Origin of the sequence: Chthoniobacter flavus Ellin428, assembly GCF_000173075.1 — a bacterium.
GTDB classification, from domain to species: domain Bacteria; phylum Verrucomicrobiota; class Verrucomicrobiia; order Chthoniobacterales; family Chthoniobacteraceae; genus Chthoniobacter; species Chthoniobacter flavus.
In genome coordinates this window covers 495287-519560 of sequence record NZ_ABVL01000002.1, presented here as the reverse complement: position 1 = coordinate 519560, position 24274 = coordinate 495287, and the positions used below count along the sequence as shown (strand labels likewise).

General features: G+C 60.8%; 24 protein-coding genes, 1 tRNA gene and 3 pseudogenes. 10 read left to right on the top strand and 18 right to left on the bottom strand.

What is annotated here, in order from left to right; translation table 11 throughout:
* The first annotated feature begins 25 nt into the window (after nucleotides 1–25).
* Entirely contained in the window at nucleotides 26–544 is a 519-nt protein-coding gene (locus CFE428DRAFT_RS05065; RefSeq protein WP_202797353.1) for a cupin domain-containing protein, read from the top strand.
* A gap of 93 nt (nucleotides 545–637) precedes the next feature.
* On the top strand, nucleotides 638–1423 hold the full coding sequence (locus CFE428DRAFT_RS05060; RefSeq protein WP_006978374.1) for a glycoside hydrolase family 25 protein: 786 nt from the start codon (nucleotides 638–640) through the stop codon (nucleotides 1421–1423).
* Nucleotides 1424–1429: 6 nt separating this feature from the next.
* Here CFE428DRAFT_RS05060 and CFE428DRAFT_RS05055 read toward each other — a convergent pair whose 3' ends face one another.
* Nucleotides 1430–2284, bottom strand: a complete 855-nt coding sequence (locus tag CFE428DRAFT_RS05055) for an alpha/beta hydrolase (RefSeq protein WP_006978373.1) — start codon at nucleotides 2282–2284, stop codon at nucleotides 1430–1432.
* Nucleotides 2285–2419: 135 nt separating this feature from the next.
* Entirely contained in the window at nucleotides 2420–3127 is a 708-nt protein-coding gene (locus CFE428DRAFT_RS05050; RefSeq protein WP_006978372.1) for a hypothetical protein, read from the bottom strand.
* Nucleotides 3128–3446: 319 nt separating this feature from the next.
* Here CFE428DRAFT_RS05050 and CFE428DRAFT_RS36970 point away from each other — a divergent pair, with 319 nt between their 5' ends.
* The 3 genes from CFE428DRAFT_RS36970 (at nucleotide 3447) to dinB (ending at nucleotide 5138) form a co-directional block, all read left to right on the top strand.
* Entirely contained in the window at nucleotides 3447–3686 is a 240-nt protein-coding gene (locus tag CFE428DRAFT_RS36970; protein WP_006978371.1) for a hypothetical protein, read from the top strand.
* On the top strand, nucleotides 3683–3925 hold the full coding sequence (locus CFE428DRAFT_RS05040; RefSeq protein ID WP_006978370.1) for a hypothetical protein: 243 nt from the start codon (nucleotides 3683–3685) through the stop codon (nucleotides 3923–3925). Before CFE428DRAFT_RS36970 ends, CFE428DRAFT_RS05040 begins: the two co-directional genes overlap by 4 nt.
* Nucleotides 3926–4058: 133 nt before the next feature.
* The gene (gene dinB, locus CFE428DRAFT_RS05035) at nucleotides 4059–5138 is read left to right on the top strand and encodes a DNA polymerase IV (RefSeq protein ID WP_006978369.1); all 1080 of its coding nucleotides are present in this window, start codon (nucleotides 4059–4061) and stop codon (nucleotides 5136–5138) included.
* On the opposite strand, the gene CFE428DRAFT_RS05030 is transcribed toward dinB, so the two are convergent.
* Nucleotides 5135–5350 (bottom strand): hypothetical protein, encoded by a 216-nt coding sequence (locus CFE428DRAFT_RS05030; protein ID WP_006978368.1) that lies wholly within the window; start codon nucleotides 5348–5350, stop codon nucleotides 5135–5137. The two genes, dinB and CFE428DRAFT_RS05030, sit on opposite strands and share 4 nt — an antisense overlap.
* 508 nt (nucleotides 5351–5858) lie before the next feature.
* On the opposite strand from CFE428DRAFT_RS05030, the gene CFE428DRAFT_RS05020 reads away from it, so the two are divergent.
* From CFE428DRAFT_RS05020 to CFE428DRAFT_RS32990, 3 genes and pseudogenes are all read left to right on the top strand, one after another.
* Entirely contained in the window at nucleotides 5859–6857 is a 999-nt protein-coding gene (locus CFE428DRAFT_RS05020) for a hypothetical protein (RefSeq protein ID WP_006978367.1), read from the top strand.
* A gap of 90 nt (nucleotides 6858–6947) precedes the next feature.
* A pseudogene (locus tag CFE428DRAFT_RS40730) lies at nucleotides 6948–7772 on the top strand (FAD-dependent oxidoreductase); the annotation flags it as partial.
* A gap of 46 nt (nucleotides 7773–7818) precedes the next feature.
* Complete coding sequence (locus tag CFE428DRAFT_RS32990; protein WP_162145234.1) at nucleotides 7819–9045, top strand: FAD-dependent oxidoreductase; 1227 nt, start codon at nucleotides 7819–7821, stop codon at nucleotides 9043–9045.
* An 8-nt stretch (nucleotides 9046–9053) separates the two neighbouring features.
* Here CFE428DRAFT_RS32990 and CFE428DRAFT_RS05010 read toward each other — a convergent pair whose 3' ends face one another.
* From CFE428DRAFT_RS05010 to CFE428DRAFT_RS05000, 3 genes are all read right to left on the bottom strand, one after another.
* Nucleotides 9054–10691 (bottom strand): hypothetical protein, encoded by a 1638-nt coding sequence (locus CFE428DRAFT_RS05010; RefSeq protein ID WP_006978364.1) that lies wholly within the window; start codon nucleotides 10689–10691, stop codon nucleotides 9054–9056.
* Nucleotides 10688–11458 (bottom strand): ABC transporter ATP-binding protein, encoded by a 771-nt coding sequence (locus tag CFE428DRAFT_RS05005; RefSeq protein ID WP_006978363.1) that lies wholly within the window; start codon nucleotides 11456–11458, stop codon nucleotides 10688–10690. Before CFE428DRAFT_RS05005 ends, CFE428DRAFT_RS05010 begins: the two co-directional genes overlap by 4 nt.
* 130 nt (nucleotides 11459–11588) lie before the next feature.
* On the bottom strand, nucleotides 11589–12050 hold the full coding sequence (locus CFE428DRAFT_RS05000) for an SH3 domain-containing protein (protein ID WP_006978362.1): 462 nt from the start codon (nucleotides 12048–12050) through the stop codon (nucleotides 11589–11591).
* A gap of 194 nt (nucleotides 12051–12244) precedes the next feature.
* Between CFE428DRAFT_RS05000 and CFE428DRAFT_RS04995 the strand changes: the two genes are divergently transcribed.
* Nucleotides 12245–12460, top strand: coding sequence for a heavy-metal-associated domain-containing protein (locus CFE428DRAFT_RS04995; protein ID WP_042724389.1), 216 nt, complete (start codon nucleotides 12245–12247; stop codon nucleotides 12458–12460).
* A gap of 6 nt (nucleotides 12461–12466) precedes the next feature.
* Here the strand turns inward: CFE428DRAFT_RS04995 and CFE428DRAFT_RS04990 are convergent, their stop codons facing one another.
* The 6 genes from CFE428DRAFT_RS04990 to CFE428DRAFT_RS04960 form a co-directional block, all read right to left on the bottom strand.
* Nucleotides 12467–12715 (bottom strand): hypothetical protein, encoded by a 249-nt coding sequence (locus CFE428DRAFT_RS04990; RefSeq protein WP_006978360.1) that lies wholly within the window; start codon nucleotides 12713–12715, stop codon nucleotides 12467–12469.
* 44 nt (nucleotides 12716–12759) lie between these two features.
* Entirely contained in the window at nucleotides 12760–13497 is a 738-nt protein-coding gene (locus CFE428DRAFT_RS04985) for a YgaP-like transmembrane domain (RefSeq protein ID WP_006978359.1), read from the bottom strand.
* Between the two features lie 137 nt (nucleotides 13498–13634).
* Entirely contained in the window at nucleotides 13635–16256 is a 2622-nt protein-coding gene (locus CFE428DRAFT_RS04980; RefSeq protein WP_006978358.1) for a beta-galactosidase, read from the bottom strand.
* Nucleotides 16257–16805: 549 nt separating this feature from the next.
* The gene (locus CFE428DRAFT_RS04970; protein WP_006978357.1) at nucleotides 16806–18485 is read right to left on the bottom strand and encodes a DUF7305 domain-containing protein; all 1680 of its coding nucleotides are present in this window, start codon (nucleotides 18483–18485) and stop codon (nucleotides 16806–16808) included.
* Nucleotides 18485–19195 (bottom strand): hypothetical protein, encoded by a 711-nt coding sequence (locus CFE428DRAFT_RS04965; RefSeq protein WP_006978356.1) that lies wholly within the window; start codon nucleotides 19193–19195, stop codon nucleotides 18485–18487. The genes CFE428DRAFT_RS04970 and CFE428DRAFT_RS04965 overlap by 1 nt, the downstream gene beginning before the upstream one ends.
* A 35-nt stretch (nucleotides 19196–19230) precedes the next feature.
* Nucleotides 19231–20031 carry a type IV pilus modification PilV family protein gene (locus CFE428DRAFT_RS04960; RefSeq protein ID WP_006978355.1) on the bottom strand — a complete coding sequence of 267 codons (801 nt, stop codon included), beginning with the start codon at nucleotides 20029–20031 and terminating at the stop codon, nucleotides 19231–19233.
* A gap of 703 nt (nucleotides 20032–20734) precedes the next feature.
* Here CFE428DRAFT_RS04960 and CFE428DRAFT_RS04955 point away from each other — a divergent pair.
* Nucleotides 20735–20810: transfer RNA gene (locus CFE428DRAFT_RS04955), tRNA-Ala, on the top strand.
* A gap of 680 nt (nucleotides 20811–21490) precedes the next feature.
* Here the strand turns inward: CFE428DRAFT_RS04955 and CFE428DRAFT_RS40935 are convergent.
* From CFE428DRAFT_RS40935 to CFE428DRAFT_RS04940, 6 genes and pseudogenes are all read right to left on the bottom strand, one after another.
* Nucleotides 21491–21879: pseudogene (locus CFE428DRAFT_RS40935) on the bottom strand (VOC family protein).
* Nucleotides 21880–21941: 62 nt separating this feature from the next.
* Complete coding sequence (locus tag CFE428DRAFT_RS04950; RefSeq protein WP_006978354.1) at nucleotides 21942–22421, bottom strand: PH domain-containing protein; 480 nt, start codon at nucleotides 22419–22421, stop codon at nucleotides 21942–21944.
* 99 nt (nucleotides 22422–22520) lie between these two features.
* Nucleotides 22521–22895, bottom strand: a complete 375-nt coding sequence (locus CFE428DRAFT_RS38730) for a DUF4070 domain-containing protein (RefSeq protein ID WP_006978353.1) — start codon at nucleotides 22893–22895, stop codon at nucleotides 22521–22523.
* Between the two features lie 61 nt (nucleotides 22896–22956).
* Nucleotides 22957–23277 (bottom strand): annotated as a pseudogene (locus tag CFE428DRAFT_RS40930) (B12-binding domain-containing radical SAM protein); the annotation flags it as partial.
* Nucleotides 23177–23878 (bottom strand): radical SAM protein, encoded by a 702-nt coding sequence (locus CFE428DRAFT_RS38725; protein WP_006978352.1) that lies wholly within the window; start codon nucleotides 23876–23878, stop codon nucleotides 23177–23179. The gene CFE428DRAFT_RS38725 and the pseudogene CFE428DRAFT_RS40930, both read right to left, overlap by 101 nt.
* Complete coding sequence (locus CFE428DRAFT_RS04940; RefSeq protein WP_006978351.1) at nucleotides 23875–24264, bottom strand: hypothetical protein; 390 nt, start codon at nucleotides 24262–24264, stop codon at nucleotides 23875–23877. The genes CFE428DRAFT_RS38725 and CFE428DRAFT_RS04940 overlap by 4 nt, the downstream gene beginning before the upstream one ends.
* Between the last annotated feature and the right edge of the window lie 10 nt (nucleotides 24265–24274).

Below are 24274 nucleotides of genomic sequence, written 5' to 3'. Positions count from 1 at the left end.
GGCTTGTTCTTCGTGGCGGAAGGTTTTGAGCACGCTGCCTTTTCGTGCTTTTCTCGTGTTCATGCAAAAGGTGAATACCAATGCGATGCCGGACGACCCCTGGTCGTCACCCAAGGGGAAATTTGCCGGGATCAGCAAGGAGGTTTCCGTGGCTCTCGGGCGGAAGCCGCTGTCCATGGACCTGAATGAGCGACATCCCTTCGATGTGGAGATCCTGCGACTCAAGCCGGGGATGACGCCCTACCCTTACCACTCGCATGCCGCGCAGTGGGAGTTCTACCATGTCATTTCCGGGAAGGGGACCGTGCGGCATCAGGACGGGACCACGCCGATCGAAGCGGGGGATGCCTTTGTATTCAAACCGGGCGAGCCGCATCAGCTCACCAATAACGGCAGCGAGGATCTGGTGATCTACGTGATCGCGGACAATCCGGTCGGGGAATCTGTGCACTACCCCGACAGTCAGAAATGGGCGGTCCGCTCACCGGAACGCCGGCTTCTGCGCTCGATGGAGTCACAGGACTACTACGATGGCGAGGAGTGAAGGGAGCTCCGAAATCAGAAAGTGGTGAGTACGTGAAAGCTTGGTGAATTGATTCTTGATTTTCGGCTTGCAAGCTGCTCTTATAGGCCGCCAATGAGCCGAAGATACGTAGGGAGCGCCCTCCTCTTGTTGGCCTTAACGCTGACCGCCCATGCGGCGAACAGTATTTTGAGCCTGTCCCATTACGACGAACGAACCTCCGATTTCTCGGGGATGCAGCGGGGTGGACTGGAAGCGATCATTCACGAAGCTACCTATCCCGCCTACGAAGACGACGCCAAGTATGCCTACCGCCAGGCCGAGGCCATGCGCGCCGGCTTGCTGTGGGGGGCGTATCATTTCGGCAATGGCACCGATGGGCGGAAACAGGCCGATCATTTCATCAGTTTCGTCGGCGCAAAGTGGGTGACGGGCCACAGTGCCTCCCAGCCCTCGGGCGTGTTGCTGGTCCTGGATGCCGAGCAGAATACGCACTACCCGGGCGGCAATATGAACGTCGAGCAGGCCGTGCGGTTCATCGAACGCGTGCACGAGCGGACGGGGATTTATCCGGGGCTGTATTCCAACGAGAACTGGCTGAAGAAGGTCTTCGGTGATCCGTCGATCAGCTCCAACTCGCGCGAGACCCTGAAGAAATGCTGGCTGTGGATTGCCAACTATCACAAGCAGCCGGCTTCCACCGCGGTGTGGGATCGCTGGACGCTGTGGCAATACACCGGCGATGGCGTCTGCGGACTGCCCCGCCGGAGTTACCCCACGAGCTTCCTCAGCATGCGCAAGGTCGAGCGGACGATCTTCAGCGGAGACAATTCCTCGCTGCGGCGTTTCTGGGCGGAACACGCCTGGATGCCGGAGAAGGAACTCGTCGCGAAGGAGTAGAGATTCCTATTTCCCCAGATACCCCATCGCCTGCATCCAGTCGGCGCAGCGGGCGGGCCATTCGTTGATGGGGTGACCATCCTTGCGCATGCCGAAGCCATGGCCACCGTGGGTGAAGATGTGCAGCTCGGCGGGGAGGTTCTGCTGCTTGTAGGCGAGGTAGAGCATCGTGGCCTCGATGGGATTGGTCTTGTCGTCATGGGCGACGAGGAAGAAAGCCGGCGGCGCGTCCTGGGGCACGCTGAAGCCAGGGCGGAATTTGGTCTTGTCGTCTTTGTCGAGAAAGCCGCCGCCGTAGATCATGACGATGAAATCGGGTTTGGCGTCGGTATCGTATTCCGGCTTCTGCGGATAGGTGCGGTCCGTGCGGTCGAAGGCCTCGTGGCCGGTGAGATTGCCGCCGGCGGAAAAGCCGAGCAGACCGACGCGGGTGATGCCCCATTCACTCGCATGATGGCGCAGCAGACCGATGGCGCGCTGGGCATCCTGAACCGGCTTTTCATAAGGCGAGGCTTCCTCGTTCGTCGGGGTGCGATAGGCGAGCAGCGCGGCGGTCACGCCGATGGAGTTGAGCCATTCGCACACCTGCGTGCCTTCGTGCTTGATGGAGAGAAAACGGAACCCGCCGCCGGGCGCGACCACCACCGCGGTGCCATTCGGCTTTTCCGGCCGATAGACGGTGATTGTCGGGTCGGTGATGTTGGTGACGACGTTGGGATTGGGCTTTTGGTTCGGGTCGGCGGGCTTGACCGTGATTTGCCCCGGAACGCCTTCCGGCCAGAGTTTCAGGACGGTGGGCTCGGCGGCAAAACCAGACGCGGCGAAGAACAGAAAAGCGAGGGCGGGGGAGAGAAGTTTCACGCGCCGATGATTGGCGTGGAGCGCGCGGGGGAACAAGGCTGGACTTCAAAGGTCGCGTGCCAAAACGAACGTGGCCGGGTTCGATGAACCCGGCCACGCGAGACTACTTGATGATGAAACCGAACTGAAACCGGCTTAGGAGTGCGAATTATCCGCGAGAGCGATCTGCGCCGTCTGCCCGTGATGCTTCTCCATGCGAGTGTAGGCACCGATGAAGGGCATATTGACCGGGCGGCTGCTGCGGAAATCGCTGACGAAACCACGGGCAGTGCGGATCTCGACGTGACCGGCACCAGGGCCGCCGTAGACGAGCACGGAACCGACCGGGGCGCGTTCCGGGCTGCGGACCGGCAGGCGGACGAAGCCGAAGCTGTGGACGAGTTCTTCACCAGCCTGCTTCGCGTAGGCGCTCTGCGGATAGCTGCTCACGCTGCCGGAAGCGACCAGTGCTTCCTTCACATAGCGCCAGCAGAGCATGGTGGAATGCGGACGGGCGCGCTGTTCGGCGATGCTGCCGGCACGGACCAAGGCGGGATCGATGTCCGTATCGCGCGTCGCCTCGAGCGGGGCGCGTTCAAAGCTTTCATGGTGGTCATGCGGGGCCTCGAAGGAAGAAGAAGAATGACCGCCAAACGTGCCACCATGAGTGTTCTCCCACGAAGACCAACCACGCGAGGAAACGCCAAAAGAGGACGAAGAACCCCAACCGAGCGAGGACGACATCCAAGGATTTTCGGCGGCGCTCCTGGTGCTGCCGACCAGGAGCATCAGGCAGCTGGCGACGAGGGTCAGAAGGGCGGTGGAACGGTGGTTATTGGTGGTTCGAGGATTGGTGATAGTCATAGGCAAGGTTGAGAAAAGTCTCAACAGTGCCTAAGCAGCCTGCGTTCTTTGTCGTTTAGGGAAGTACTGTATTTTCTCTTGGTGTGTGACGAAGGTAGCTGTGCAGCAACGTGTTATGAAATTTGATTTCTGAGAGTGGCGGGTCAAAAAAACGAAAAGGCGCCGGATCCAGATGCCACGCCCGGGCTGGATTTCTCAATTTCGAGTAATTCGTGTGGAAAGGGCAGAACCATGCCACCCCAAGTCAATTTACAGAGGAAAAGGCCGATTCGAGAAAAGAAGACTTGCGCTCTTTGTAGAAAAGTGTTCGTTTGAACACATGAATCCGCCGTTCGTGTTTTTGATTCGCCCGCTCTCACTGGAGAAAGGCTTTGAATTGGAATGTGAGGGTATCATCCGTGATCCGCTGCACGTGCAGCGTTTGATTGAAGCCGTGATTGCCGCCGTCCAGATCGGTCAGGGCCTGGACGCCGAGGTCCGGATCCTCGACCCCGAGGGAAAAACCGTCGAGACCCTGAAAATGGGTGTCGCCCGAGCCACCGAACTGCAAGCCGCATGAAAACGATTACCGAATACCGACCGATGATCTTTTCGCTCCTCGCGGCGCAGTCCGAGAAGCATTCCCGGCAATATCGCCGGCTCAAAATTGAATTGCTGGCGACGGTGGGGTACGGCGCGGGTGGCTTGTGGCTGAGCTGCGACACGGGCTTCGCCCCCTGGCAGTGGCAGTTTTGGCTCATGTTCGCGCCGCTATTTCTGGCTGGAGAACTCACGTGGCGGGCGTGGGCTGGGAGGTAGGGGAAGTGCCAAGAGCCAAGTAACGAGAGCCAAGTGGCGCCACAATCTGCGTTGGGCAGTGGGCACTTGGCTCTTGTTACTTGGCTCTTGGCACTAAAACCCCTTATGCGACGCTAAGCGCGCTTTGACCCGCATGCCTCGCGTTATCTTCCACGTCGATATGGACGCCTTCTACGCGTCGGTGGAGCAGCGCGATCATCCGGAATATCGGGGAAAGCCGCTCATCGTCGGTTCGCCGCCGACCCAACGCGGGGTGGTATGCGCGGCCAGTTATGAGGCGCGGAAGTTCAAGGTTCGCTCGGCGATGCCTTCGCGGACCGCGGGCAAGCTGTGTCCGCACGGAATCTTTGTGCGTCCGCGGATGGATGTCTACCGTGCGGAGTCTGGAGCGATCATGGAAATCCTGCGCGGCGTGACCTCAGTGATCGAGAAGGTGTCAGTCGACGAGGCGTACCTCGATCTCAGTGCGTTGTTTCAGGATCACACCGACCCGGATACCGCGCTGGAGGCGGCAGTGCCGGTGGCCCAGGAGATCAAGCGCCGGATTGCCCATGAGCGCAGTCTCACGGCGAGCATCGGTGTCGCCTCGAATAAATTTCTGGCCAAGCTGGGCAGCGATTTTCAAAAGCCCGATGGGCTCACGCTCATCCGCGAGAGGGAAAAGGTGGCCTTTCTCAAACCTCTTTCCGTGCGGTCCATTCATGGCGTCGGGCCGGTGACCGCGGAGGCGCTGGAGACCCACGGGTTCAAGGTGATCGGCGATCTGCAGGCGGCATCGGGCGATCTCAGCGGTGTGGTCGGCTCGTTTGCCGAGAGCTTGAAGGCGCGGGCGATGGGGGATGATGAGCGGCCGGTGGATACCAGCGACGAACGAAAGAGCATCAGCGCGGAGAACACTTTTCTCGAGGACACGGACGATCGGCCGACCCTGCGCGAGGCCTTGAAAGAACTCGCCACCGATGTGGCTCACAGCCTGGCGAAACACGAGATGGGCGCGCTAACCGTGCAGGTGAAAGTGCGCTACAGCGACTTTACGACCTTGACCCGGCAGTTGCGTCTGGAAGATCCGGTGGTCAGCGCACGGGAGATCTATCGCCTGGCGCAATTCCTTCTCGCCCGCGACCATTTGGTGAAGAGCCCGCTGCGGCTCATCGGGATAGGGGTGTCGACGTTGGTCCCGCCGACGAGGCATCAACTGTGGCTGCCGATTTAATCCCGCCAAACCACGTTGGGCTTGATGAAGCTTTCGATGATGACGCGGCCGTATTCGTTGTAAACGACCAGGGGAGCTTCCGTGCTCGTCATGCCGGCGGCGTAGTCGAGAGCGGCTTTTAAATCATTAAATTGGCGGCGCCAATTCCGGCCCTCTCTGGTGAGGCTAAAGGAGGAATGAAAGTTCGAGTGGAGGAGGAAACGGGAGGTCATATTTTTCAGCGATAAAAGATGATCTATGGAAAATGTGGTATTTTAGATACGTTGTTTCACGTATGTTGCAAGGTTGATTTTCCAGTATTTTCAGTAAATCGTTGCGGGCAGGTCGTCGCTTGGCCGCGATTGGCTGGCGTCACGAAGTTTTCCCGGACCTGGCGTTTTGTGTTTCCAGTTCGCTTGAGCGGCTGGGGTATTGCATCCTTGGCGTGAACGAATTGGACCGGCTTTTCTCCCAAACCAAGGAGAGCCACGGCCGGCGCCACAGCCTGGAGGGATTCGCCGCCCTTTGCCGTGCCAAGGTGGACACGCCGCCGCATTTGAAGTCGGCTCGTTTTATCAAGGCGGTCGCGGTTGGGAGTTGCAATTGCATCCACGCAATATCGGAAAAAGCACGAATGGGGCCTGAGACCGCAGAAATGATTTCGGATAAACCCTTACGTGGATTCCGGGAATCTGATCTTTGTTGCTAAGTCGGGAACGGAGCGCGGTTTTATACTCGGCAATGAAGCTCCTTCTTACGGCCGCCTTCGCGGCCATCCTCCCTGCCTCGATCCTTTTTGCTGAAGACAAGCCGGCGGCTCCGGCAGCCTCGGCGGCCCCGGCGCCGGACAAGCCGGTTTTGAAGATCACACCGGGTCAGGTCATCGTTCCGTTCGACCGCATGCGCCGGATTTGGGGGGAATTGATCAGCCTCGACCTGGCCACGCGCACCGGAAAGTTCCGCAACGAGAGCAATGACGAAGTGATGAGTTTTACCGTGATGCCGTATGCGGAGTTGCTCCATCACGCGGCTTTCGGTGACCTGCAGGACTTCCGCGTGGGCGAGCGCGCCATTTTCCGTCTGCACGAAAACGAAGCCGGCCAATGGGTGTGGCTGACCTACATCCAGGACGAGATGAATTTCCTGAACGGCCACAAGGAATTCTACCACGTGGACCGCATCGACGCCGACAAAGGCGAGCTCGAATGCACCGACGCCAAGGCCGACATGAGCTACGTACGGGAGAAGGGGATCATCATCAAGACCGACAAGGACACGCGCTATTGGAAGCAGGGGCAGCCGGTGAAGTTTGCCGATATCAAGATCGGCGACCAACTTCGCACCCGGACACATGGCATCGGCAAAGGCAAAGTGCGTGTGTGCTGGGATGTATTTCTCGACGAAGAGAGCCTGTTGAAATTTCAGAACGAGCAAAAGGCCGAGGAAGCGAAGCGGCTCCAGGCAGAAGGTTCGCCGGGTTATGTCGACAAACTCGACGGCACCAATGTCGATCTCACGCTTTTCCAGGAAAGCGGCGAGCTCAGCCACAAGCTCAAGCCGGGTATGAAAGTGCGCGTCGCCCCAGCGGGCGTCGATCGCAAGGCGATCGGCACACCGGCCACGGGCTCCGTCACTGCGGCGAAAATGGCGGGCAATCTCGGCAAGGTATCGATCGCCCTGGACGCGGGCAGCTCGCCGCTCGTCGTCGGCAACGTGGCCCGCCTTTGGGAGGCGCAATAAGAGAGCCGGCGAAATCGCCTCGCGGTATCGAGGCAGTACTTTGACTTTCGCCGGCGGTTCGCCTTCGCTGTGCGCCCCTCTTTTCCCTCCATGACTTCTTCCTCGCTGCCTTTGATCCGACGTGCGCTGATGCTCGCCCTCGCGGCGGCGTCCCTCCTGATGTCGCAGATGCCCGCGTCAGCGGCCACGACGCGCGTCGATCACACCGATGAAAGCATTGTTGCGTTGCACGATCACCAGGATCTGAGTGATGCGGAATACTGGCAGCAAAACGCCACGCCGACAGGCAAGTGCGACGGCGGGAAAGTGGCGAAGATGCTCGTGGAAGTCGCGAAGGTCTTCCAGCCGGTCACGACCAGCGAAGAGGCGATCGATGTGCTGTCGCACCATGGCGTGATCGGCTCGCCGGACGCGTGGCGCAAGGGGATCGCGCCTGGCCAGACGATGAGTGGCGCGAATGTCGCCACGGTATTGAACCGCTGTGCCGTGCATCTACCGATTCCGCCGCCCAAGTCGGCGAACGCCACGCCGCTGGAGGCGACACCGCCGGCGCAGCTCAAGGACAGTTATGACATCGTCGTCGCCGGCGCCGGGACGGGCGGGGTCGGTGTGGCCGTGCAAGCGGCGCGCATGGGCCGCTCCGTGTTGCTGCTGGAAGAGACGGATTGGATTGGTGGACAGATGAATGCCGCGGCGGTGACCTCGATGGACGAAGGTGTGGCCCTGGTGCGCGAACGCGGTCTCTATCGCGAACTGTGTGGCCTGATCGCGGCGCACTATCAGCCGCTGGGCATCAACTACATGACCGCTTACTGGAATGGCCACGTGTGCGTGGAGCCGTGCGTGGGCAAGCAGTTGCTTCACGTTTTGCTGGGCGATGCGCGTGGAAAGGGGGTGCTCGACCTGGCTTTGCGCACGCGGGTGACCCAAGGTGCTGCGAACCAGCGATACCGTGACCGGTGTGCAGATCGAAAGCGTGACCGCCGCCGGCGCGGCCTCTCGCACCGTGACGAGCAAGGTGCTCGTCGACGCCACCGAATGGGGCGACGTGATCCCACTCACGGGCGCGCGTTACCGCGTGGGCAATTGCACGAACGACGCCATCGATCCCACGCGCCACGTGCAGGACAATACCTGGACCGCGGTGGTGAAACAGTATCCGCATGGTGTGCCCGATGAGTTGCTCATCAAGCAGGCGCCGCCCGGTTATACGCCGGCCGTCGAGGCGGCCTTCGTGCGCTCGTTGGTCAATGGCGACAAGATCGATGCGAAGACACGTCCGTGGACGTGGGCGACTTTCATCGGCTACCGCGGCATGCCGGATAGTTCGCGTCCCGGAGATTCACCGCCGATCACGCGCACCCATCTCAACTACAACAACGACTATCACTCGACCGTGGCGGAGATCGAAGACCTGAAAGTGCGCCAGGCGACGAATCGCGAGATGCGGCTGAAGACGTTGGACCTGCTCTATTACATTCAGCATACGCTGGGAAAGACCGACTGGTCCGTGGCCAACGACGAGGGCCTCGATTCCGCCTACAACCGCGCGGAGATCGATCGCTGGCTGGCCGAGCGACCGGACCTCGCGCCGTATCGCGCCGTTCTCTATCACTTTTCGGTGATGCCCTACACTCGCGAGAGTCGACGGATCATTGGCCTGCACACGCTCTGCGCGCATGAGATCGAGCGGATTCCCGGTCCGCCGGTGCAGTTTGCGCACACCGTGGCCCTCGGCGACTACGCCGTGGACCTGCACGGCTCGATGACGGCGCCGTATCTCGAGTTGGATCTCGATCATGAGTCCGACATTCCCCACGGTTTCGGCCAGCGCGGCCTCGGTCCCTTTGCCATTCCGTTCGAGTGTTTCATTCCGGAGAAGATCGATGGCTTTTTGCCCGCGGAGAAAAACTTCTCGCAATCGCGCATGGCCAACGGTGCCACGCGCCTCCAGCCGCATACGTTGCTCATGGGGCAGGCCGTGGGGGCCATCGCCGCGCTGGCTATTCAGCATGGCGTACAACCGCGCGCGGTGGATCCGGTGGAAGTGCAGAAGGTGTTACTCGATGCCGGTGACACGCTCTGCATCGATGGCGCGCCGGGGACGCGTTGGGGTACACCGGAATGGCGTGACGAGCAACTCGCGACCTTGCGCAATGGCGCGCCTGCAGAACCGACGAAAAAGTAGGGCGCGCCCTACTCCATCGACGGCCACGGAGCCCGCGTGAGGGACACGCGCATGAGCGTGTAGATCACGCCCACCACGGCGATTTCGCTGAGCAAAAACCAGTGGAACCAACCCATCGACCAAGCCCAAATCGCGACCAGCGACAGGCTGATGGACACGAGGATCACGCCGAAGAGATCCAGTCCGCGGCGGGCCGACCGTGCTTCTTCGCCGGCCTTGGAAAATGGGATCGCCTTGCCGCCGAGGTGTGGCGCGAGGGTGAACGCGGGCAGCGCGATGAGCCCTGGCAAGAGCAGCGGCAATTCAGCACTCGTGTGGCGCAGAAAATACACTACAGCGGTAAAGAACACCATGAGCGGAATGGTGATGAAGCACGTCACTGCCTGCCGCGCGCCTGCACAGAGGAGCGCCGGACCTGGAATCGGCGCGGCGCGAAATACATCGCCGGCCTGCCACTGCTGCGAATACTGCAGCAGGCTGAGCGCGAAGAGGGGAATCATGCCCATGTAGGCGCCGCAGAAGGCCACACCGAAACCGCCAAACGGATCGGCGCCGTGCTGGCTCACCGGCATCATGAATGCGATGGGCATGACGAGTAGCGGGGCGAGGCCGGGATAGACGCGCAGCTTCACGTCGCGATCGCGGACGAGATAGCTGGCGACGAGAACGAACGCGGCGCGGCGCACCGGATTGCGCAGCCACCACGACAGCAGCGGGGAATGCACCAGGGCATCCAGCCAGCGGCGGCTGGCAAGTTGCGAAGCCGGCACGGCCGAGGTGGTTTCTCCGAGGAGTTGCATTCCCGTCTCGTAATGGCGCGCCATGCGGCCGAGCGCGAGCCACGCCACGAGGGAGGTGCAGGCGACGCCGATCACGGCCAGCGTCATCGCACGGATTCCGCCGTTGCCGGTGATGGCGTCATCGAGGCCGGCGAACCACGCGGGCGGCAGCAGGTCGAACCACCAGGGATGGATTCCAATGCTGCCCCTCTGGAATGTCGCGCGCCCGATGACGCGCGGAACGAGTTGCCCGGCGACGACCGTTCCCACGGCGACGAGCACCTGCACGGTCGTCATGATACCCTCCAGCTTTTCGCGGCCAAAGCTGCGCAGGCACAGCTCGTAAGCCAGCACCACGCCACCGGCGCAGAAGACGGCCTCGAGCACTGTGGACAAGGCATGGGCCAGCGGGTAAAGCGCGTTGCCATTGGGGGACAGCACACCGGCGACCATGCCAGCGAGATTGAAGGCGCCGGCGATCCAGAGGGAGACCTGCAGGAGAACGGTGAGCTTCGCCCGGAGCAACGCTTGCGGCGTCACCGGCCGGTGCAGGAGGATGTCCGCTTCTTCCTTGTTGAAGAGGATTTCGCCCGACGACGCGGCGATGAACATCCCGCAGAAAAGCAGCGTCATCCCGTGTAGATAGATCGAGATCTCGAAGACCGGACGCTGGACGAAAGCGAGGGCGAAGCAACCGAAGCACCCGTAGGCCAGCAAGGTGAGCAGGAGCTTGGAGGCGACGGAGCGGGGCATGTTGTTGCGCCGCAGTCCGCGCGAGCTGCGCCCGCGCAGAAAAAGCGTCAGGAACAATCGGTGCAGCGCACGATCCGGCGAAACGGCCGCCGGTGCGGAAGCATCCGTCGTCATGGGCGAAAAGTCCGGGCAAAATCCTCGGCGCGGCGCTCGAGTTCCGTGCCGCCGGTGAGCTGGGTAAACAAGCGCTCGAGCGTGCCGGCGCCGCTCTCGGCGACCAACGTCTCGGGCTTGCCGTCGAGCAGGAGCCGGCCCTTGTCGATGATGAGCACGCGATCGCACACCCGCTCCACCACATCGAGAATGTGCGAGCTGTAGACGATGGTTTTGCCCTCGCGGGCCAGCGTCTGGATCAGCGCCTTGAAGCCCACGGCGGCGTTGGCATCGAGGCCGTCGAGCGGTTCATCGAAGAAGACCACGGGCGGATTGTGCAGCAGCGCGGAAGTGATCACCACCTTGCGCCGCATACCCTTGGAATAGGCGCCGAGCAGTTTGTCCGTGAGGGTGGAAAAGCTGAGATCGAAAAAGGCGATGAATTGTTCGATGCGCGCCCGCGCCGCCGCCTCGGGAATGGCGTAGAGGGCCGCGACCATCTCGAGGTATTCGAGGCCGGTGAGGGATTCGAAAACGGCGCCCGATTCCGGCACGAAACCGACGTGCCGCTTCACTTCCAGCGTGTCGCTCTGCAAATCGTGGCCACAGATCGTCGCCGTGCCGCTGGTAGGTGCAAGCATGCCGGTGAGCATCTTGAGCGTAGTCGATTTTCCCGCGCCGTTCGGGCCGAGAAAGCCGACAATTTGCCCGGCGGGAATCTCGAAAGTGATACCGTCCACCGCGACCTGTTCACCGAAACGCTTCGTCAGTTGCTGCACCGAAATCATACGAACATCTATGTGCCCTCGCTGAAGACCTTTGGCGACGAAAATTCCCGCGCTCGATAGTCGGCTCGAGGCGGATGGTATTGGGTGAACTGCGGCGTGCCTGCTGCAACTCGGTCGTGCGATGGCAATCTTAACTCGGCAGCGGCAATGGCAGATCGCTGAAATCGAGCTGGTCTTCGTTGCGGTGCGAGGGCGAGGGCGCCCGGCTGCGCTGGCGGAAGTTCCGTTCATTGCGCATTTCCGCGGGAGCGGCGCGGGCCACCGGCGGTGCAGGTTTCAGCTTCTCGTTGGCGATGTAACCCGTGACGCCATTGTCGGTGACCACCTTCGAATAGCCCGGCTCGCGCTTGAGCATCGTCACCTGGGCGCCTTGCGGTAGTTGAAAATCGGGACCGCTCTGCAGGTTCGTCAGGTCGTTGGCAAAGTAGTGTCCGTTGATGTTGAGATCGACGGCTTGCGCCGGGCCGTTCTTGTAAAAGCCGGCGGAGGGAGCCGAGACCATCATGCGGCTGCCCATCGGCACCGGATCCGTCGCGCACCCGGCCAGGAACAACAGACCGCAGCCGGCGAGCATGAGGAGCGCGATTTTCATACTTCTGATTCGTGCCAGCGCGTCCCCGCGGTCTGCGAAATCATGTCGCTTGCGCGGTTCACAAGAACGGCCGAACTGTACCGGTAATCTCGTTCATTTGAAGCGCGCTGCAACTGGCAGATGCGAATACCCAAAACAGCTCCATGAAAACAGAAAAGCCACACCCCGAAGAACTTGATCTTGCCATCCCGGACATGGATTCCGAAACCGCGGAGCGAGCGGTGCAAGCATCGCTCGAAGGCCTGCCGGGCATGATCACCGTCCGGCTGGTGGAGCGCGGCGCCTTTGCCCGCTACAACCCGAATGTCATTAATAAGGACCAGATCTGCATCGCGGTGCGGCAGGCCGGTTACCGCGCCAGCATCTTCCAGGATTCGAAGTCCGGAAAGACGGGCCTTTCCTCCCAATAAACACCCTCAGGATTCCGCCAGGAAAAAGTCGCTGGCGTGAAAGCCCATGAGCTTCACGGCCTCGTAGAGCTGCTGGTCATGGGCGAGTTCGGGATCGAGTCGGAGCACGACCGCGTCTCGCGTGACGGCTGTCCCGTAAACACCGGGTAGATCTTCCAAGGCGGCTTTCAGGGCCAGCGCCTGTTCATCCGAATGAATACCACCGGAGATACGAAGGAAGCCGGTCCTTTCGAGGGGATGTGCGTGCACGTTCATACGCTCTGAATCGCATGCCCGCCGTCCCGCGCCCTTGTAAATTCTTACTCCACCGAATGAGATTCCGGCGTGAGCTCGCGCTCGGCGAAGTCTTTGAAACGCTCGAGATCTTCCTCGAGTTCGCGCTGGGGATCGGTGCCGAAGAGACGCGCCAGGGTGAGGGCCGCGGTACCGCCGATCGGCTGTAGTTCGATGCAGACTTTGACGTAGGTGCTCGTGTCGGACAGCTGATCGAAGCGGACGGTTCCGGCGTTCTGCAACTTCGCGCCGTGCACGGACTGCCAGGCGATCAGCTCGTTTTCGTGCTCGTTGATAATCTCGGCGTCCCATTCCAGTGCCGGGCCGATCGGTCCGCGCGCCACCCAGTGCGAGTGCCACGCGTCCACGAGTTCGACGGATTCCACATGACGCAGGATGCGCGGCAGCTGATCGAGATTGCGCCAGAATTGATAGAGCTCGGGCGCCGGGCACTGCACTTCCACCGCATATTCGATCCGCAATCCCTGGTTGCCCGGAACGCCATCTCGATTGCGGCGGTCGAGCTGATTGATGCCCAATTGATGATAGAGAGGGCAATGGCCACTGGCCCCGCGGAGGAGGAAGCCCGCGCCGGTACCCAGAAGCAAGGTCCGCGCGGTTCCGCGGCGCAAAAGTCCGGCACCGATCAACGCTCCGCCGGCGAGGATCGAGCCAAGACGCTCGGTAAGACCGAGGTTCATCCCGAACAACCGACTGAAACGCCGCCCGACGAGTTTCTGCAAGGGGTGGAATGACGTGCTCATATTAGACACGATTCGCAGCGTGCCGCGCGGCTGGATTCATTCGGGGAAGCAAGGTTTCTGGTTTCTGGTTCCCCGCCTCGTTGCCGCTGGACGTTCGGAAGGGGAAAACCAGAAACTAGAAACCGCTTCAGACTCTCCTACGGGCCGATTTTTAAGACGCGAGTGTCCCCGTGCAGCACCGGCAGCGAGACTACCGGTCCTTGGCCGACCGTTTGGCCGGTGAGGACATCGGTGACGGGGCCCGCCTTTCCCACGTTGAGTTGCAGGTTACTGTTCTGCGTGGCATGGATGGCCACGAAGGGACCATTGGCGTAAACATTGCAATCGGTCTCCGTGTAGAGATGCACGCCGGCGCGGTGGGCGGCGAAGCGTAGGAGCTCGCTGGTGAGTCCCGGCGCGCCGACGAAGAGCGATGCGCCTTGTCCATCGTCGCGCTTACGAAAGGCAACCGCGCCGCTGCCATCCGGGTAGGTGTAGAGGATGTCTTCGGCGTGACCATCCAGTGCGAAAAGCGGAGACACCGTGTGCTGCAGACCGAACGGCTGGTGAAGGGTGGCGGGATTGCCGGCCACCGGCGTGATCCAGGCTTTGACGTCGCCCAAAGCGCGCAGGTGAAAGCCCGTGAGGTCCTGCATCGCGGCGAGGGAAGGAGTGCCGTTATCGAAATAGCCGGGCGCGTAACACCAGACGCAAACGCTTCCGCGAGTGGCGTCGCGCAGCTGGTGGCGTTGCGCGGTGGAGAGGTTCCACGCATTGAGAAAGACGTAGAGCTTGGCGTGCACCTTTCCGGCGGCGACGTCGTCGAGCAGATACTGCCCATAAGGAGCGCCGACCCGGCCGAGGCGGGAGCGGGCCTCGGTAACACATGGGCCGGTTACGGCCTGGCCGCCTGGGGCCACGCGCCACATCGAGGGCGCATCGATGACCGCCGCGATCTCGGGCCGGAACGGAGTGGGGGGCTGGAGCATGGCGTCGTCGAGCGCCTTGAGTTTGGCCATCTGCCGCCACATGCCGCGGTCGCGAAACCAGCCGGTGGCGCCGAGATCCATCCACACGTGCGAAGTTGCGCCAGCGATTCCTGGGCGACATTGCGGGTGAGTTCGGCATTTGTGGCCTCGAGGGTGGTGACGTGATCGCGGTAACCGGGCGGCGTGCCGGTGGCCAGGTAAGTGTGCGTGTCGTCTTCGTTGAGCCACATCTTGCCGGCGAGCGCCACACTTTCCGCGGCGGACATGGAGGGCGCGCTGCCGCCGAGGCCGCGATCGGAATAGGAAATCGGCGAGCAGACGATATCGATGTCCGGACAATCGAGCACGCGGCGCAGCGCATAGTGGCCGGAGGTGGCGGGGCCATTTCCCACCGTGCCGAATTCGTGGAGATATCCCGTAGAAAAAGAGGACGAGCTTTTTGCCCGCGGAGGCCTGCCGGGCGGCATGGGCGATCTCGCAGACGCAATCGGCCATGCTCTGCTGCTGGAATTCCGCCCAGTCGATGAGCGCTTGCCCGGTCTTCGGATCGCGGAAGATGCCCGCCGGTGCGGCATGTCGCGCGGCGGGTGTAGGCACGCTGGCGGTATCGAAACTCACGCCGGTGTCATTCCAGGCGTGGCGCAGGGCCTCATCATCATGGTAATGTGCACGCAGCCACTTTCGCCATTCGCGCAGGTCGGCGGGAGCATAGCCGTTGAGCGGTTGCTTCCACGTGTCTTCGTAAAACCATTCACCCGTGTTCTGGCCGACGGGATGATAACCGGCCATGTGGTCACCGAATTTCTCCTCGAGATGCTTCACCAGTGCGGTGAGACGTTCCGCGGCATCGTGCCGATACAGCGGTGACGCCGGGACCATGGCATCACGGCGCCCATTTTCCCACTGCATGACTTCGTCGGGATGCGCCTCCCGCCACCACGCAGGTGGATTCATCGGGATGCGCGGAATGAGCAGCGCCCGTGGATCGGCGGCGAGCACGGTGTGGCAGGCGGCGTCTTCGGAGGTGAAGTTCTCCGTCTCGCCGGGTTTCGGCCAGGGTAGACCGATGGGGAAAGTGATGAAATGGACGCCAACCTTTGCGGCCATCTTGATCTGATCAGGAAAGGGATCCGCAGGTCCGCCGAGGTGCACGAACGGCTGCCCCGGCTGATAGAACTCGACGAACAGCGAGCGCGCCGGCACGGCCTTGGCCCAGAGTTGCACGTGATAGTGATGCCCTTCGGCGAAGTGCAAAACAGGGCGGTGATAGAGGTGAAAGTCCGGCCACTGGCCATCGGGCGGGGCGGTGAGCTTCACATGCAGACCGGAGCCGTTCTCCGCACCGGCCTGCGATTCCACGGTGATCTTGCCTACGGTATTCGCCGCGCCCTGCGGCCACGATGTCCAGTCACGATCGAAGTCGCCCTGGCCGCCCTCGAAATCGCACAACGGGATGACATCGCTCTTCTGGCCGACTTCGGTGACCTGGACTTGGTCGAGATACACGTCGCCCGCGCCGTGACCGAAGCGGAAGTGCATCGTGCCCGTGTCCGCGCTGTCGGCGGCGGTGAAGTCAAAATCGATCTTCTGCCAATCCGGCCCAATCGGCAGGGCCGAAGATCCCGGCGCCCCGAAGAACATGCGCGCCCGCACTGGCTGGCCATTGACCAAGATGCGCGGCGCCCCATTCGGCGACTCGACGCGTGCGGTCAGTGAAGCGGCGAAAAGAGAAGCAGCGGGCAAGACGAGCGACAACAACGAAGCGAGAACCGGACGAACCGAAGGAAACATGGAGGGGAAGGTGGGGGCTGGTGAGGCGGAGATTCTCGAACAACGTGCCGCCGGAATCTAGAGGGAATCGACGCTCCACACGGAACTTTTACGTAGAGCCCGCGACGCCAAATCGCCCGCTTTTGATGGGCGTTCCACAGGATGCGGAAGGGTTTGCTTGTGGAACGTCCGTTCTCGGAATCGGCCTGCAAGGCCTCGAAACCGCCCGCAGGGTCCGGGTAATGGTGAAGAAATTTACCTGTCCGTAGAATCTGCATCACGTCGATCAGTCCGGATTCATCTCTCATACCAACCGCATCGACTTGTGATAGCACGCCATCCAACGCGTTCAAATATGGCAACCGTGTCAAATCGGCAGCTCCATAACGCTGCCATGATCTCCCACCGCAACTTACACGCCACCGCTCCAGGGCCGCATATACGGATCGGATGAAAGAGCCGGTAAAATGACCTCAGAGGAAGCGGTGGTCTACCGGGCGAGGAAGCTTCGGAACGATCGGCGATCGTTCCTATCCCGGGAGAACTTACGGTTGGCCGCTCAATCGGATCTTAGCGAGGAACCAGCGTGTTGTCTTCGAACCAGGAGGCGATACTGTAATTGAGTACCGCACCCTGATTGCCCAACGCCGTGTCGTAGTGGAGTTTTGTGTCGCCGGTGAAGCTGATGGTATTGCCAATAATGGCGCCGTCGAACTCGCCGTTAGAGCCACCGCCCTTGACTGAGACAGAGGAGTTGGGCGCGTAGACAACGCCGGAAAAGACACCGTTGCCGGAGATGTCGATTTGCTGAGTCGATTTCGGATTCGGGTCGCCGTAGAAGGTGAGGTTACTCGGAACGGTGGAGGTATTGACAATGCCGTTGCCGGCAATACTCACCGACTTATCGACGTAAAAGGTCACATGCGCCCCGGCGGGAATATTGATCCCCGCATTGCCGCTTATGCTGAGCCCTCCCGGAATCCAGATTTCGATGTAACCAGTCCCCGTAATGATGAGGTTGGAGCTTTGTAAACCTAAGGCATCGCCGCTCTTGGTATCACTGACCTCATAGCGTATCGGTGAAGCGGCCGTGCCGTTCGTGCTGTCCAATGTAATGTCGCTTTTGGAGGGTACGAGGGGTGTCCATATAACACCGGTCATGGTGTTGGGATCCGGTGGATTGGGAAGAGCCTCATAGAAGTCCGTTGTGACCGTGCCGTGGACGTTAGCGGTGCTACCCTGGACCGGCGTGTCGTTCGTCGCGACGTTGCCGAAAATGTTGGCGCCGGAGGGACTCAGATTGATCACGCCGGGGGTGCCGTTACCCAGCGGGTTATCGTCGCTTACGACGTTGGCCTGCTGGGTGGCCTTGGTCGCACTGTATTGGCCGTAGAGGACGGACCCGTCGGGTTGGGGTATTCCACCAGTCGAAGCGTTTGGGTCCGTCGAGTTGTAGCTGTCAATGGTGATGTTATGGTTGTTGAGATTGATGCCGGTCGCGGAGAAAAGCGCGGCGTCGCCGATGAAGACGGGTTTGGCAATGACTTCGATCGTGCGGGAAGCTTGCGGTGTGGTCAGGGTGTTGCCGGCGCTGTCGACGTGAAATTGCAGCTTGCGCAGCAAGTTGTCGTACTTCTGTGAACCTACCTTGGCGCCGCCCGCCAATGGGACGATGCCGGTGGACCGAATACGGTACCAAGTGCCGCTTGAGTTGGCGCCGCCAGTGCCGGGCAGGGCGTCCACGGTTACATTTGCGCTGAATACCGTGCTTCCCGTGGAATTCTGGCCGCCGTGGGGAATGGAGAGCGTGGGAAGCTGAATCCGCGGATAGGTGTTGCCGCCGGAAGTGTACATCGTGACGGTGCCATTGGTCGATGATGCATTGGCGGCGGTGAGCGTAGCGAGGTCCGACTGCAAGGAGCCGGGGACCTGAAGAGGGTTGGTCAGCGTCTGGTTGAAGAGCAAGGCGGTCCATGAGGTGCTCGAAGTGCCGCCCTGCTGGAGACTGGGATCGACCTTGGTCAGCGGGGCGCGCAGCCGCACCAAGGCATACTGGGCCCCATCTTCCGCCGAGGTCAGCGCGTCGTGCCAGCTTGCCGTCTGGTAGTTGGAGCGAAAACGACTGCTGACGGTGAGAAACGTTGAGCCGGCGATGAGGGCCAGAACGACCAGAGTGCACAGCGCTGCGAGAAGCGAGCTACCATCTTCACGGCGGGCGGTTGGTTGGGAGAGGGAGGATTGGAATTTCATTAGAATATATTCCTCAGCAAAACTTTGGTGCCTACCGTGGTGCCCACACGGGCATCGGTATTCGAATTCGGTTGAAGAGCTGCCATCCAATTACTGCGGCTGAATTTCGGCGCAAACGTCGCGCTGACGGTGATGAATATCTGCGTGGTTAAGGGGGCTTGGAAGGGCTTGTCGATGACGCTAAAATCGGAGACGTTGTCGGCGATGCTGCGGGGATTGTTACGGGAATCGGTCGCTGGCAGATCGGGGTCGACTTCCGCGCGATAGAGTGTGCTTCCGAGCAGGTAATAACAAACGACGATGGGTTTCGAATAGTCGGTCCCGTAGGCGACCTTGTTATTGACGATCGTCACGTCGTTGAGGGTGGTCGGATCGTAGAAGGCGGAGGCAGGGGTTGTTGCTTTCCGGTAATGCGGAATGACCACTGTGAAATACTTTGTCGCCTGGCCGATGGAATTGTTCGTATAGGTAAAGGTCTGAGTTGACCCACCTGGCGGCGTATAAGTGACCGAGTTGGAACTGACACTGACCGCCATCGCCCGGCGCAGGTCTGTGTTGAAATAGTCCATCACCCGCAATTGGTCACCTTGGCTGCTGAAATAGCTGTCCGTGGCCTTAAATGAGGTTTGCATGGCAATGGAGGCGCTGATCAATGCCGCCATCGCCGCGGTGAAAACGCAGGTGGCGACGATCATTTCAACGATGGTCATGCCGCATTGGCGAAGCGAAGAGGAGGTACGCATTTTTATTGGAGGGAGCCATTTTTGGACTGGATCATGGACCCAACCTGGGTGCGGGTGATGTTACTCGAGTCTGTCCAGGAGTAAGTAATATCGATGAGCAATGCCGGATAGCCGCTGAGGTCGTTGGGGGATAGGGTGTTAGCGCACCCGGTGGTATCGACGGTGACAACCGCGCTCGCCCCGATTCCCACGCGGGTGATTTGATAATAGGGCAGAGCGTTGGCCACCTGCAGTGTCCAATCTCCCGGAGTCTGTGAGTTGGATTTGTAAGTTTTGGGGGCGGCGGGAGCGGCGCTGTCTATCTGAGATGCGTATTCATATTGATAGTCGGGAGTCGCACTTTGCCGCTGGGTATCATTCGAGAAGATCTGTCCGCCGAGCGCATAGACGTTGACCGTTTCCTTGAAGTTTTTCATTGCAGTAAGCGATCCGCCGAAGGAGTTAGGGTCCGTATTCATCACACTGGTGCTCAGCGAGCCGCTTGCCGTGGTGGAACCCGCCGGTAGAACGGGCCTGGCCACCTCCGTGAAACTCAGGGCGCGTATGGAATCGATCCGGGTTAGCATGCACTCGCGGACGGTCACCAACTCCTTGGACCGTCGCAGGAGCCGAAAAGACTGGGCGGCGGTGGTGAACAACCCCGCCAGGCCGATCACGATGACCACCAGACTGATCAGGGTCTCAACTAGCGTGACCCCTCCTTCGCGCGAAGTGCTGTTGCGTGTGCCCCACTTGAGCGTGTGGCAGGTCTGAAAAAATGGTCTGCCCGGCGGAACTGTGGGTTTGGGTGCCGTAATTTGCATATACACTGATGTTTAAGGTATATGAGCAGGTCTCATGCCTCAAAATTGAGAATGTAGACTGCGGAAGACTACGTATAGATACACCCGTGTACTGGCACGTCAATGGGCAAAAATTCAGAGAAAAAGCCTTATTCTCGTATTTGAATAACCGACACTCCAAACTGCGGCACTTCGCCTACCATGTTTCCTCTTCGGGAGCCGGGTCGAGGCTGGTCGCCGCCGCAGGGCGTCCTTTTTTGATTTTTGAGGTCGGCCCTAGTGGAATTACGGCCCTGATGATGGAGCGGAGACCCGGCCTCCGAAGAACATGCGCGCCCGGACGGGTTGGCTGTTGATGACGATGCGCGGCGCACCATTCCTTTTAACCGGTACCGGAACCTTCCTCACTGGCATTGAGGGCTCTGGAGATTTTTTGCCGTCACCATGTTGGCGCGGAGAAAAGCCGGAGCCGGGGTCAGGAGTTCTGAGCTCGCTCCCCGCGAACTGTCCGGTCTCGCTCGCTGATCAAATTCGGTTCGATTTGTACTTGCGCTTCGGCCACATTCGGCCATCTTCGCCGCCCTGCCACGGCGCGACCGGCGCGGTGCCGGAGACGGTCCAGATTGGACCTCCCAGCCCACACCCGGTGGATGACCCGCGCGGGAGACGAAAGACTTGAAGGGTCGACGTCCCCCACGTAAAGTCCCAGCTCCGTCCACTTATTGGGGGTATAGCTCAGTTGGTAGAGCGTCTCGTTCGCAATGAGAAGGCCAGGGGTTCGAATCCCCTTACCTCCACCATCTTTTGCCGCTGGGAGCGGCAAAACATTTCTGGAGCCTCGGGAGAGGCGAGCAGGGGATGAGGAACGCAGTTCGACTGCTCGCGCGGTAGCGCTGCCAAAAAACCGCGGAGCGCCAAATGCAGGTTGCCGGAGCAACAATCCCCTTACCTCCACCATCTTTTGTCGCTGGGAGCGGCAAAACATTTCTGGAGCCTCGGGAGAGGCGAGTAGGGGATGAGGAACGCAGTTCGACTGCTCGCGCGGTAGCGCCGCCAAAAACGCGGAGCGCCAAATGCAGGTTGCCGGAGCAACAATCCCCTTACCTCCACCATCTTTTGCCGCTGGGAGCGGCAAAACATTTCTGGAGCCTCGGGAGAGGCGAGCAGGGGATGAGGAACGCAGTTCGACTGCTCGCGCGGTAGCGCTGCCAAAAAACCGCGGAGCGCCAAATGCAGGTTGCCGGAGCAACAATCCCCTTACCTCCACCATCTTTTGCCGCTGGGAGCGGCGAAACATTTCTGGAGCCTCGGGAGAGGCGAGCAGGGGATGAGGAACGCAGTTCGACTGCTCGCGCGGTAGCGCCGCCAAAAAACCGCGGAGCGCCAAATGCAGGCCGCTGGCAGCGGCAATCCCCTTACCTCCACCAAATTTACCGCCGGGTGGCGGTGAGCTTACTTCAATAAAACCGCTGGGGGATTGTTAGTCCTTCCTGGCCATCAGGCGCGAGGGCCATCCGACGCGAACGAGAAGGCCGTCCGGCCCGCAAATCCCAACTTCATACAATCTCCATTCCCGGTGGCGCAAGATGCCGCCCGGGCGGATGATGAGGTCATCGACCTCGGGCGGCGATGGCCTCGACGTTCTGAGTGCGGATGAAAACACCAAAGGGATTATTCTCTTCCGGCACTCGCCAAAGGCCGCTTCCCGCCTGCGTCAGATGAACTTCGCAGCCCCACCCAGTCATGATAATGTAGTTGGCGTCTCCGCCCGTGCGCGTGAATCCCCAACCGCTCCCAGAAGGGGATCGCGGCAGGCAGATCGTTGCTTGGAACTATAGCGAATGCACCGACAGTGGCGGGGACTGGCATATCTTCTCGATTCGGTTGGAGGGCATCGGAGAGTGTTTCCGCCCTCTGCACTCGCTCCGCTTTTAAGTGGCGGTCGTCTGGAGCGAACGTACCAGGTCGCGGATTTTCTCCGCGTTGGGCGTGTTCCAGAAGACGACCTCAGCATCATCAGAAGCGGCGGAGGCAAATTCGATCCGGCCAATTCCGACCAGACCGGAGATACCGGAGGTGTTGAAATTGATGCTCCGAATGTCCTGGATGCGCAATTCGGTGGATTGCTTGGAGACGATGCCGAATTCGGTGCTCACCCGGACGTTGGTCACGAGATATTTACGGCTCGCGCGGTCGAGGCGAATCCACCCGATGAGAAAAATGGCGACGAGGAGCAGGACGCCGCGGATGATCCACTCCACGGTCCGGTCTTCAATCCAGTGCTGTAAGAACGAGCCGACCAGCAGGGCCAGCATGATGACGATGACGGACCATTTGCCAGCGTAGTGCCAGTTCGAGACGGAGCCAGACCACATGACCTGTTCGCTTTCAATCGGATGATGATCACTCATTGTTTGGGCCAATATGAGCAGCCCGGGGCAAAAGAGGCGAGCCGAGATTCTTGGTGTCAGCCGGCGGGGTGGCAGGGCCGCGTCGGTGATGGCTTCGCATCAAGCCGCGGTGGCGAGTTCCGACCGGGGCGTCTGCCGACGTTGCGTCCGATAGCGGCGCTTGAAATTGCGGCGGCGAGTGGCGGTCTCTTCTGCGCTGTAGAGCTCTTTGACGAGGCCCATGAATCCGCTCTGCAATTCGGCCACGCTCATCTGGCGCGGCTGTAAATTGATGTCGAAAAGCGTGCAGAGGTCCCACGCGCGGTCCCGTAGGATTCGTCCCTCGGCCTTGAGTCGGTGATAGAGCGGGGTGCCGGGAAATGGGGTGAGGAAAGTAACCTGCACCTCGTACAAACCGCTCTGGCGGACAAAGCGCAGCACTTCGTCGAAAACCTCCGGCGTATCGCCATCGAGGCCGAGGATGAAGCAACCCATTGACGGTGACGCCTTTGGATTGAATGCGCTCGATGGCGGCGAGATAGCGATCGTGCCGACGCAGCTTCCAGTTTGCCGCGGTCTCGAGACCGTCCAGGCTTGCGCGCCGCGGGCTTTCCAAGCCGACGAGAACCTGCTGGCAGCCACTGTCGCGCATGAGACCGAGGAGGTCGTCGTCTTCGGCCACGCGCAGATCGGCCTCGGTGAACCAGCGCACTTTCTCCCGGGCGAGGGCGCGCAGCAGGCTCTTATAATGATCGCGGCGCACGAAGTTGTTGTCGTCAGCAAACTCGATGAAGGGGCGTGGCCAGAGGCGTTTGATCGCCTGGATTTCGGCGATGACCTTTTCGATGGGTTTCAATTTGTAGCGCGGCGTGAGCAGGATGCTGCTCGCGCAGAATTCGCACTTGTGCGGGCAGCCGCGGGCTGGTCTGCACGGTGATGCGATTATATTTGTCCAGATCGAGCAGATCGAAGCGCGGCATGGGCGCCTCGCGCAGATCGAAAGCACCGTGCTCTTCGCTCCGATAAATGCGCTGGAGCGAGCCGCGATCGAAATCCGCCAGCAACCGCGGCCAGAGCGGTTCGCCTTCGCCGATGACGATGGCGGTGGCGTGCTCGAGCGCTTCGTCGGGCAGGGAGGTCACGTGCAGGCCGCCCATCACCACGGGAATCCCGAGCGCGCGATAATGATCGGCCACGGCGTAGGCATCGTAGATTTGCGCGGAGAGCGAGGTGAGGGCGACGAGATCGAGTTCCGTGGGCAACGAGCCGAGCGCACGCAGGTCGGCGATCTCGTGGTATTCGATATGGAAGCTGGGCGGTGTCAGTCCCGCGAGGGTGAGCAGAGAGAGGCTGGGCAACGAGGCGATGACCTTGCTGCGTTCGATGAAGCCGGGCAGGGTGAGACCGGCGGCGAGGAGTTCGGCGTTTTGCGCACGCACTCCGCTCATGGCGATAAAACCGATGCGTTTCTGTTTCATAAAAGGGCGAGGAAGGTGATGACGCCGCCGGCGAAAAGGCTCAGCACCGGCACGGCGAAGAGATGGCGTGCCCAGGAGAGATGAGCGGCGAGAAGGCAGCAGAGAGGCATCGTCACGCCGCCAATGAGGAAGGCCAGCGAGGCGCTATCGAGCATCGCGGGTTGGGCGGGTAACATGCGGGCGGTGGCCCAGAAGAGGAGATTGGCAAAGCCGAGTCCAAAGAAGGAGATGTGGCCCAGTCGGTAAAGCCGCCGCGGCCACGAGGCGTAGCCGCCGAGCCAGTTTTCGCGATGGAAGCACAGTCCCATGACGGAGCCGGAGAGAAAGCCGAGGAGGATCCAACCCCAGGCGAACACCAGGTTCCAATACAGAAGGTGCGCATTCATCGTGGCGGGA

Bases quoted from the DNA above. Each gene is read 5' to 3' on its own strand.
- CFE428DRAFT_RS05060 (WP_006978374.1), top strand. From the start codon at position 638: ATGAGCCGAAGATACGTAGGGAGCGCCCTCCTCTTGTTGGCCTTAACG.
- CFE428DRAFT_RS05050 (WP_006978372.1), bottom strand. From the start codon at position 3,127: ATGACTATCACCAATCCTCGAACCACCAATAACCACCGTTCCACCGCC.
- CFE428DRAFT_RS36970 (WP_006978371.1), top strand. From the start codon at position 3,447: ATGAATCCGCCGTTCGTGTTTTTGATTCGCCCGCTCTCACTGGAGAAA.
- CFE428DRAFT_RS05040 (WP_006978370.1), top strand. From the start codon at position 3,683: ATGAAAACGATTACCGAATACCGACCGATGATCTTTTCGCTCCTCGCG.
- dinB (WP_006978369.1), top strand. From the start codon at position 4,059: ATGCCTCGCGTTATCTTCCACGTCGATATGGACGCCTTCTACGCGTCG.
- CFE428DRAFT_RS05030 (WP_006978368.1), bottom strand. From the start codon at position 5,350: ATGACCTCCCGTTTCCTCCTCCACTCGAACTTTCATTCCTCCTTTAGC.
- CFE428DRAFT_RS05020 (WP_006978367.1), top strand. From the start codon at position 5,859: ATGAAGCTCCTTCTTACGGCCGCCTTCGCGGCCATCCTCCCTGCCTCG.
- CFE428DRAFT_RS05010 (WP_006978364.1), bottom strand. From the start codon at position 10,691: ATGACGACGGATGCTTCCGCACCGGCGGCCGTTTCGCCGGATCGTGCG.
- CFE428DRAFT_RS05005 (WP_006978363.1), bottom strand. From the start codon at position 11,458: ATGATTTCGGTGCAGCAACTGACGAAGCGTTTCGGTGAACAGGTCGCG.
- CFE428DRAFT_RS05000 (WP_006978362.1), bottom strand. From the start codon at position 12,050: ATGAAAATCGCGCTCCTCATGCTCGCCGGCTGCGGTCTGTTGTTCCTG.
- CFE428DRAFT_RS04995 (WP_042724389.1), top strand. From the start codon at position 12,245: ATGGATTCCGAAACCGCGGAGCGAGCGGTGCAAGCATCGCTCGAAGGC.
- CFE428DRAFT_RS04990 (WP_006978360.1), bottom strand. From the start codon at position 12,715: ATGAACGTGCACGCACATCCCCTCGAAAGGACCGGCTTCCTTCGTATC.
- CFE428DRAFT_RS04985 (WP_006978359.1), bottom strand. From the start codon at position 13,497: ATGAGCACGTCATTCCACCCCTTGCAGAAACTCGTCGGGCGGCGTTTC.
- CFE428DRAFT_RS04980 (WP_006978358.1), bottom strand. From the start codon at position 16,256: ATGTTTCCTTCGGTTCGTCCGGTTCTCGCTTCGTTGTTGTCGCTCGTC.
- CFE428DRAFT_RS04970 (WP_006978357.1), bottom strand. From the start codon at position 18,485: ATGAAATTCCAATCCTCCCTCTCCCAACCAACCGCCCGCCGTGAAGAT.
- CFE428DRAFT_RS04965 (WP_006978356.1), bottom strand. From the start codon at position 19,195: ATGACCATCGTTGAAATGATCGTCGCCACCTGCGTTTTCACCGCGGCG.
- CFE428DRAFT_RS04960 (WP_006978355.1), bottom strand. From the start codon at position 20,031: ATGCAAATTACGGCACCCAAACCCACAGTTCCGCCGGGCAGACCATTT.
- CFE428DRAFT_RS04950 (WP_006978354.1), bottom strand. From the start codon at position 22,421: ATGAGTGATCATCATCCGATTGAAAGCGAACAGGTCATGTGGTCTGGC.
- CFE428DRAFT_RS38730 (WP_006978353.1), bottom strand. From the start codon at position 22,895: ATGGGTTGCTTCATCCTCGGCCTCGATGGCGATACGCCGGAGGTTTTC.
- CFE428DRAFT_RS38725 (WP_006978352.1), bottom strand. From the start codon at position 23,878: ATGAAACAGAAACGCATCGGTTTTATCGCCATGAGCGGAGTGCGTGCG.
- CFE428DRAFT_RS04940 (WP_006978351.1), bottom strand. From the start codon at position 24,264: ATGAATGCGCACCTTCTGTATTGGAACCTGGTGTTCGCCTGGGGTTGG.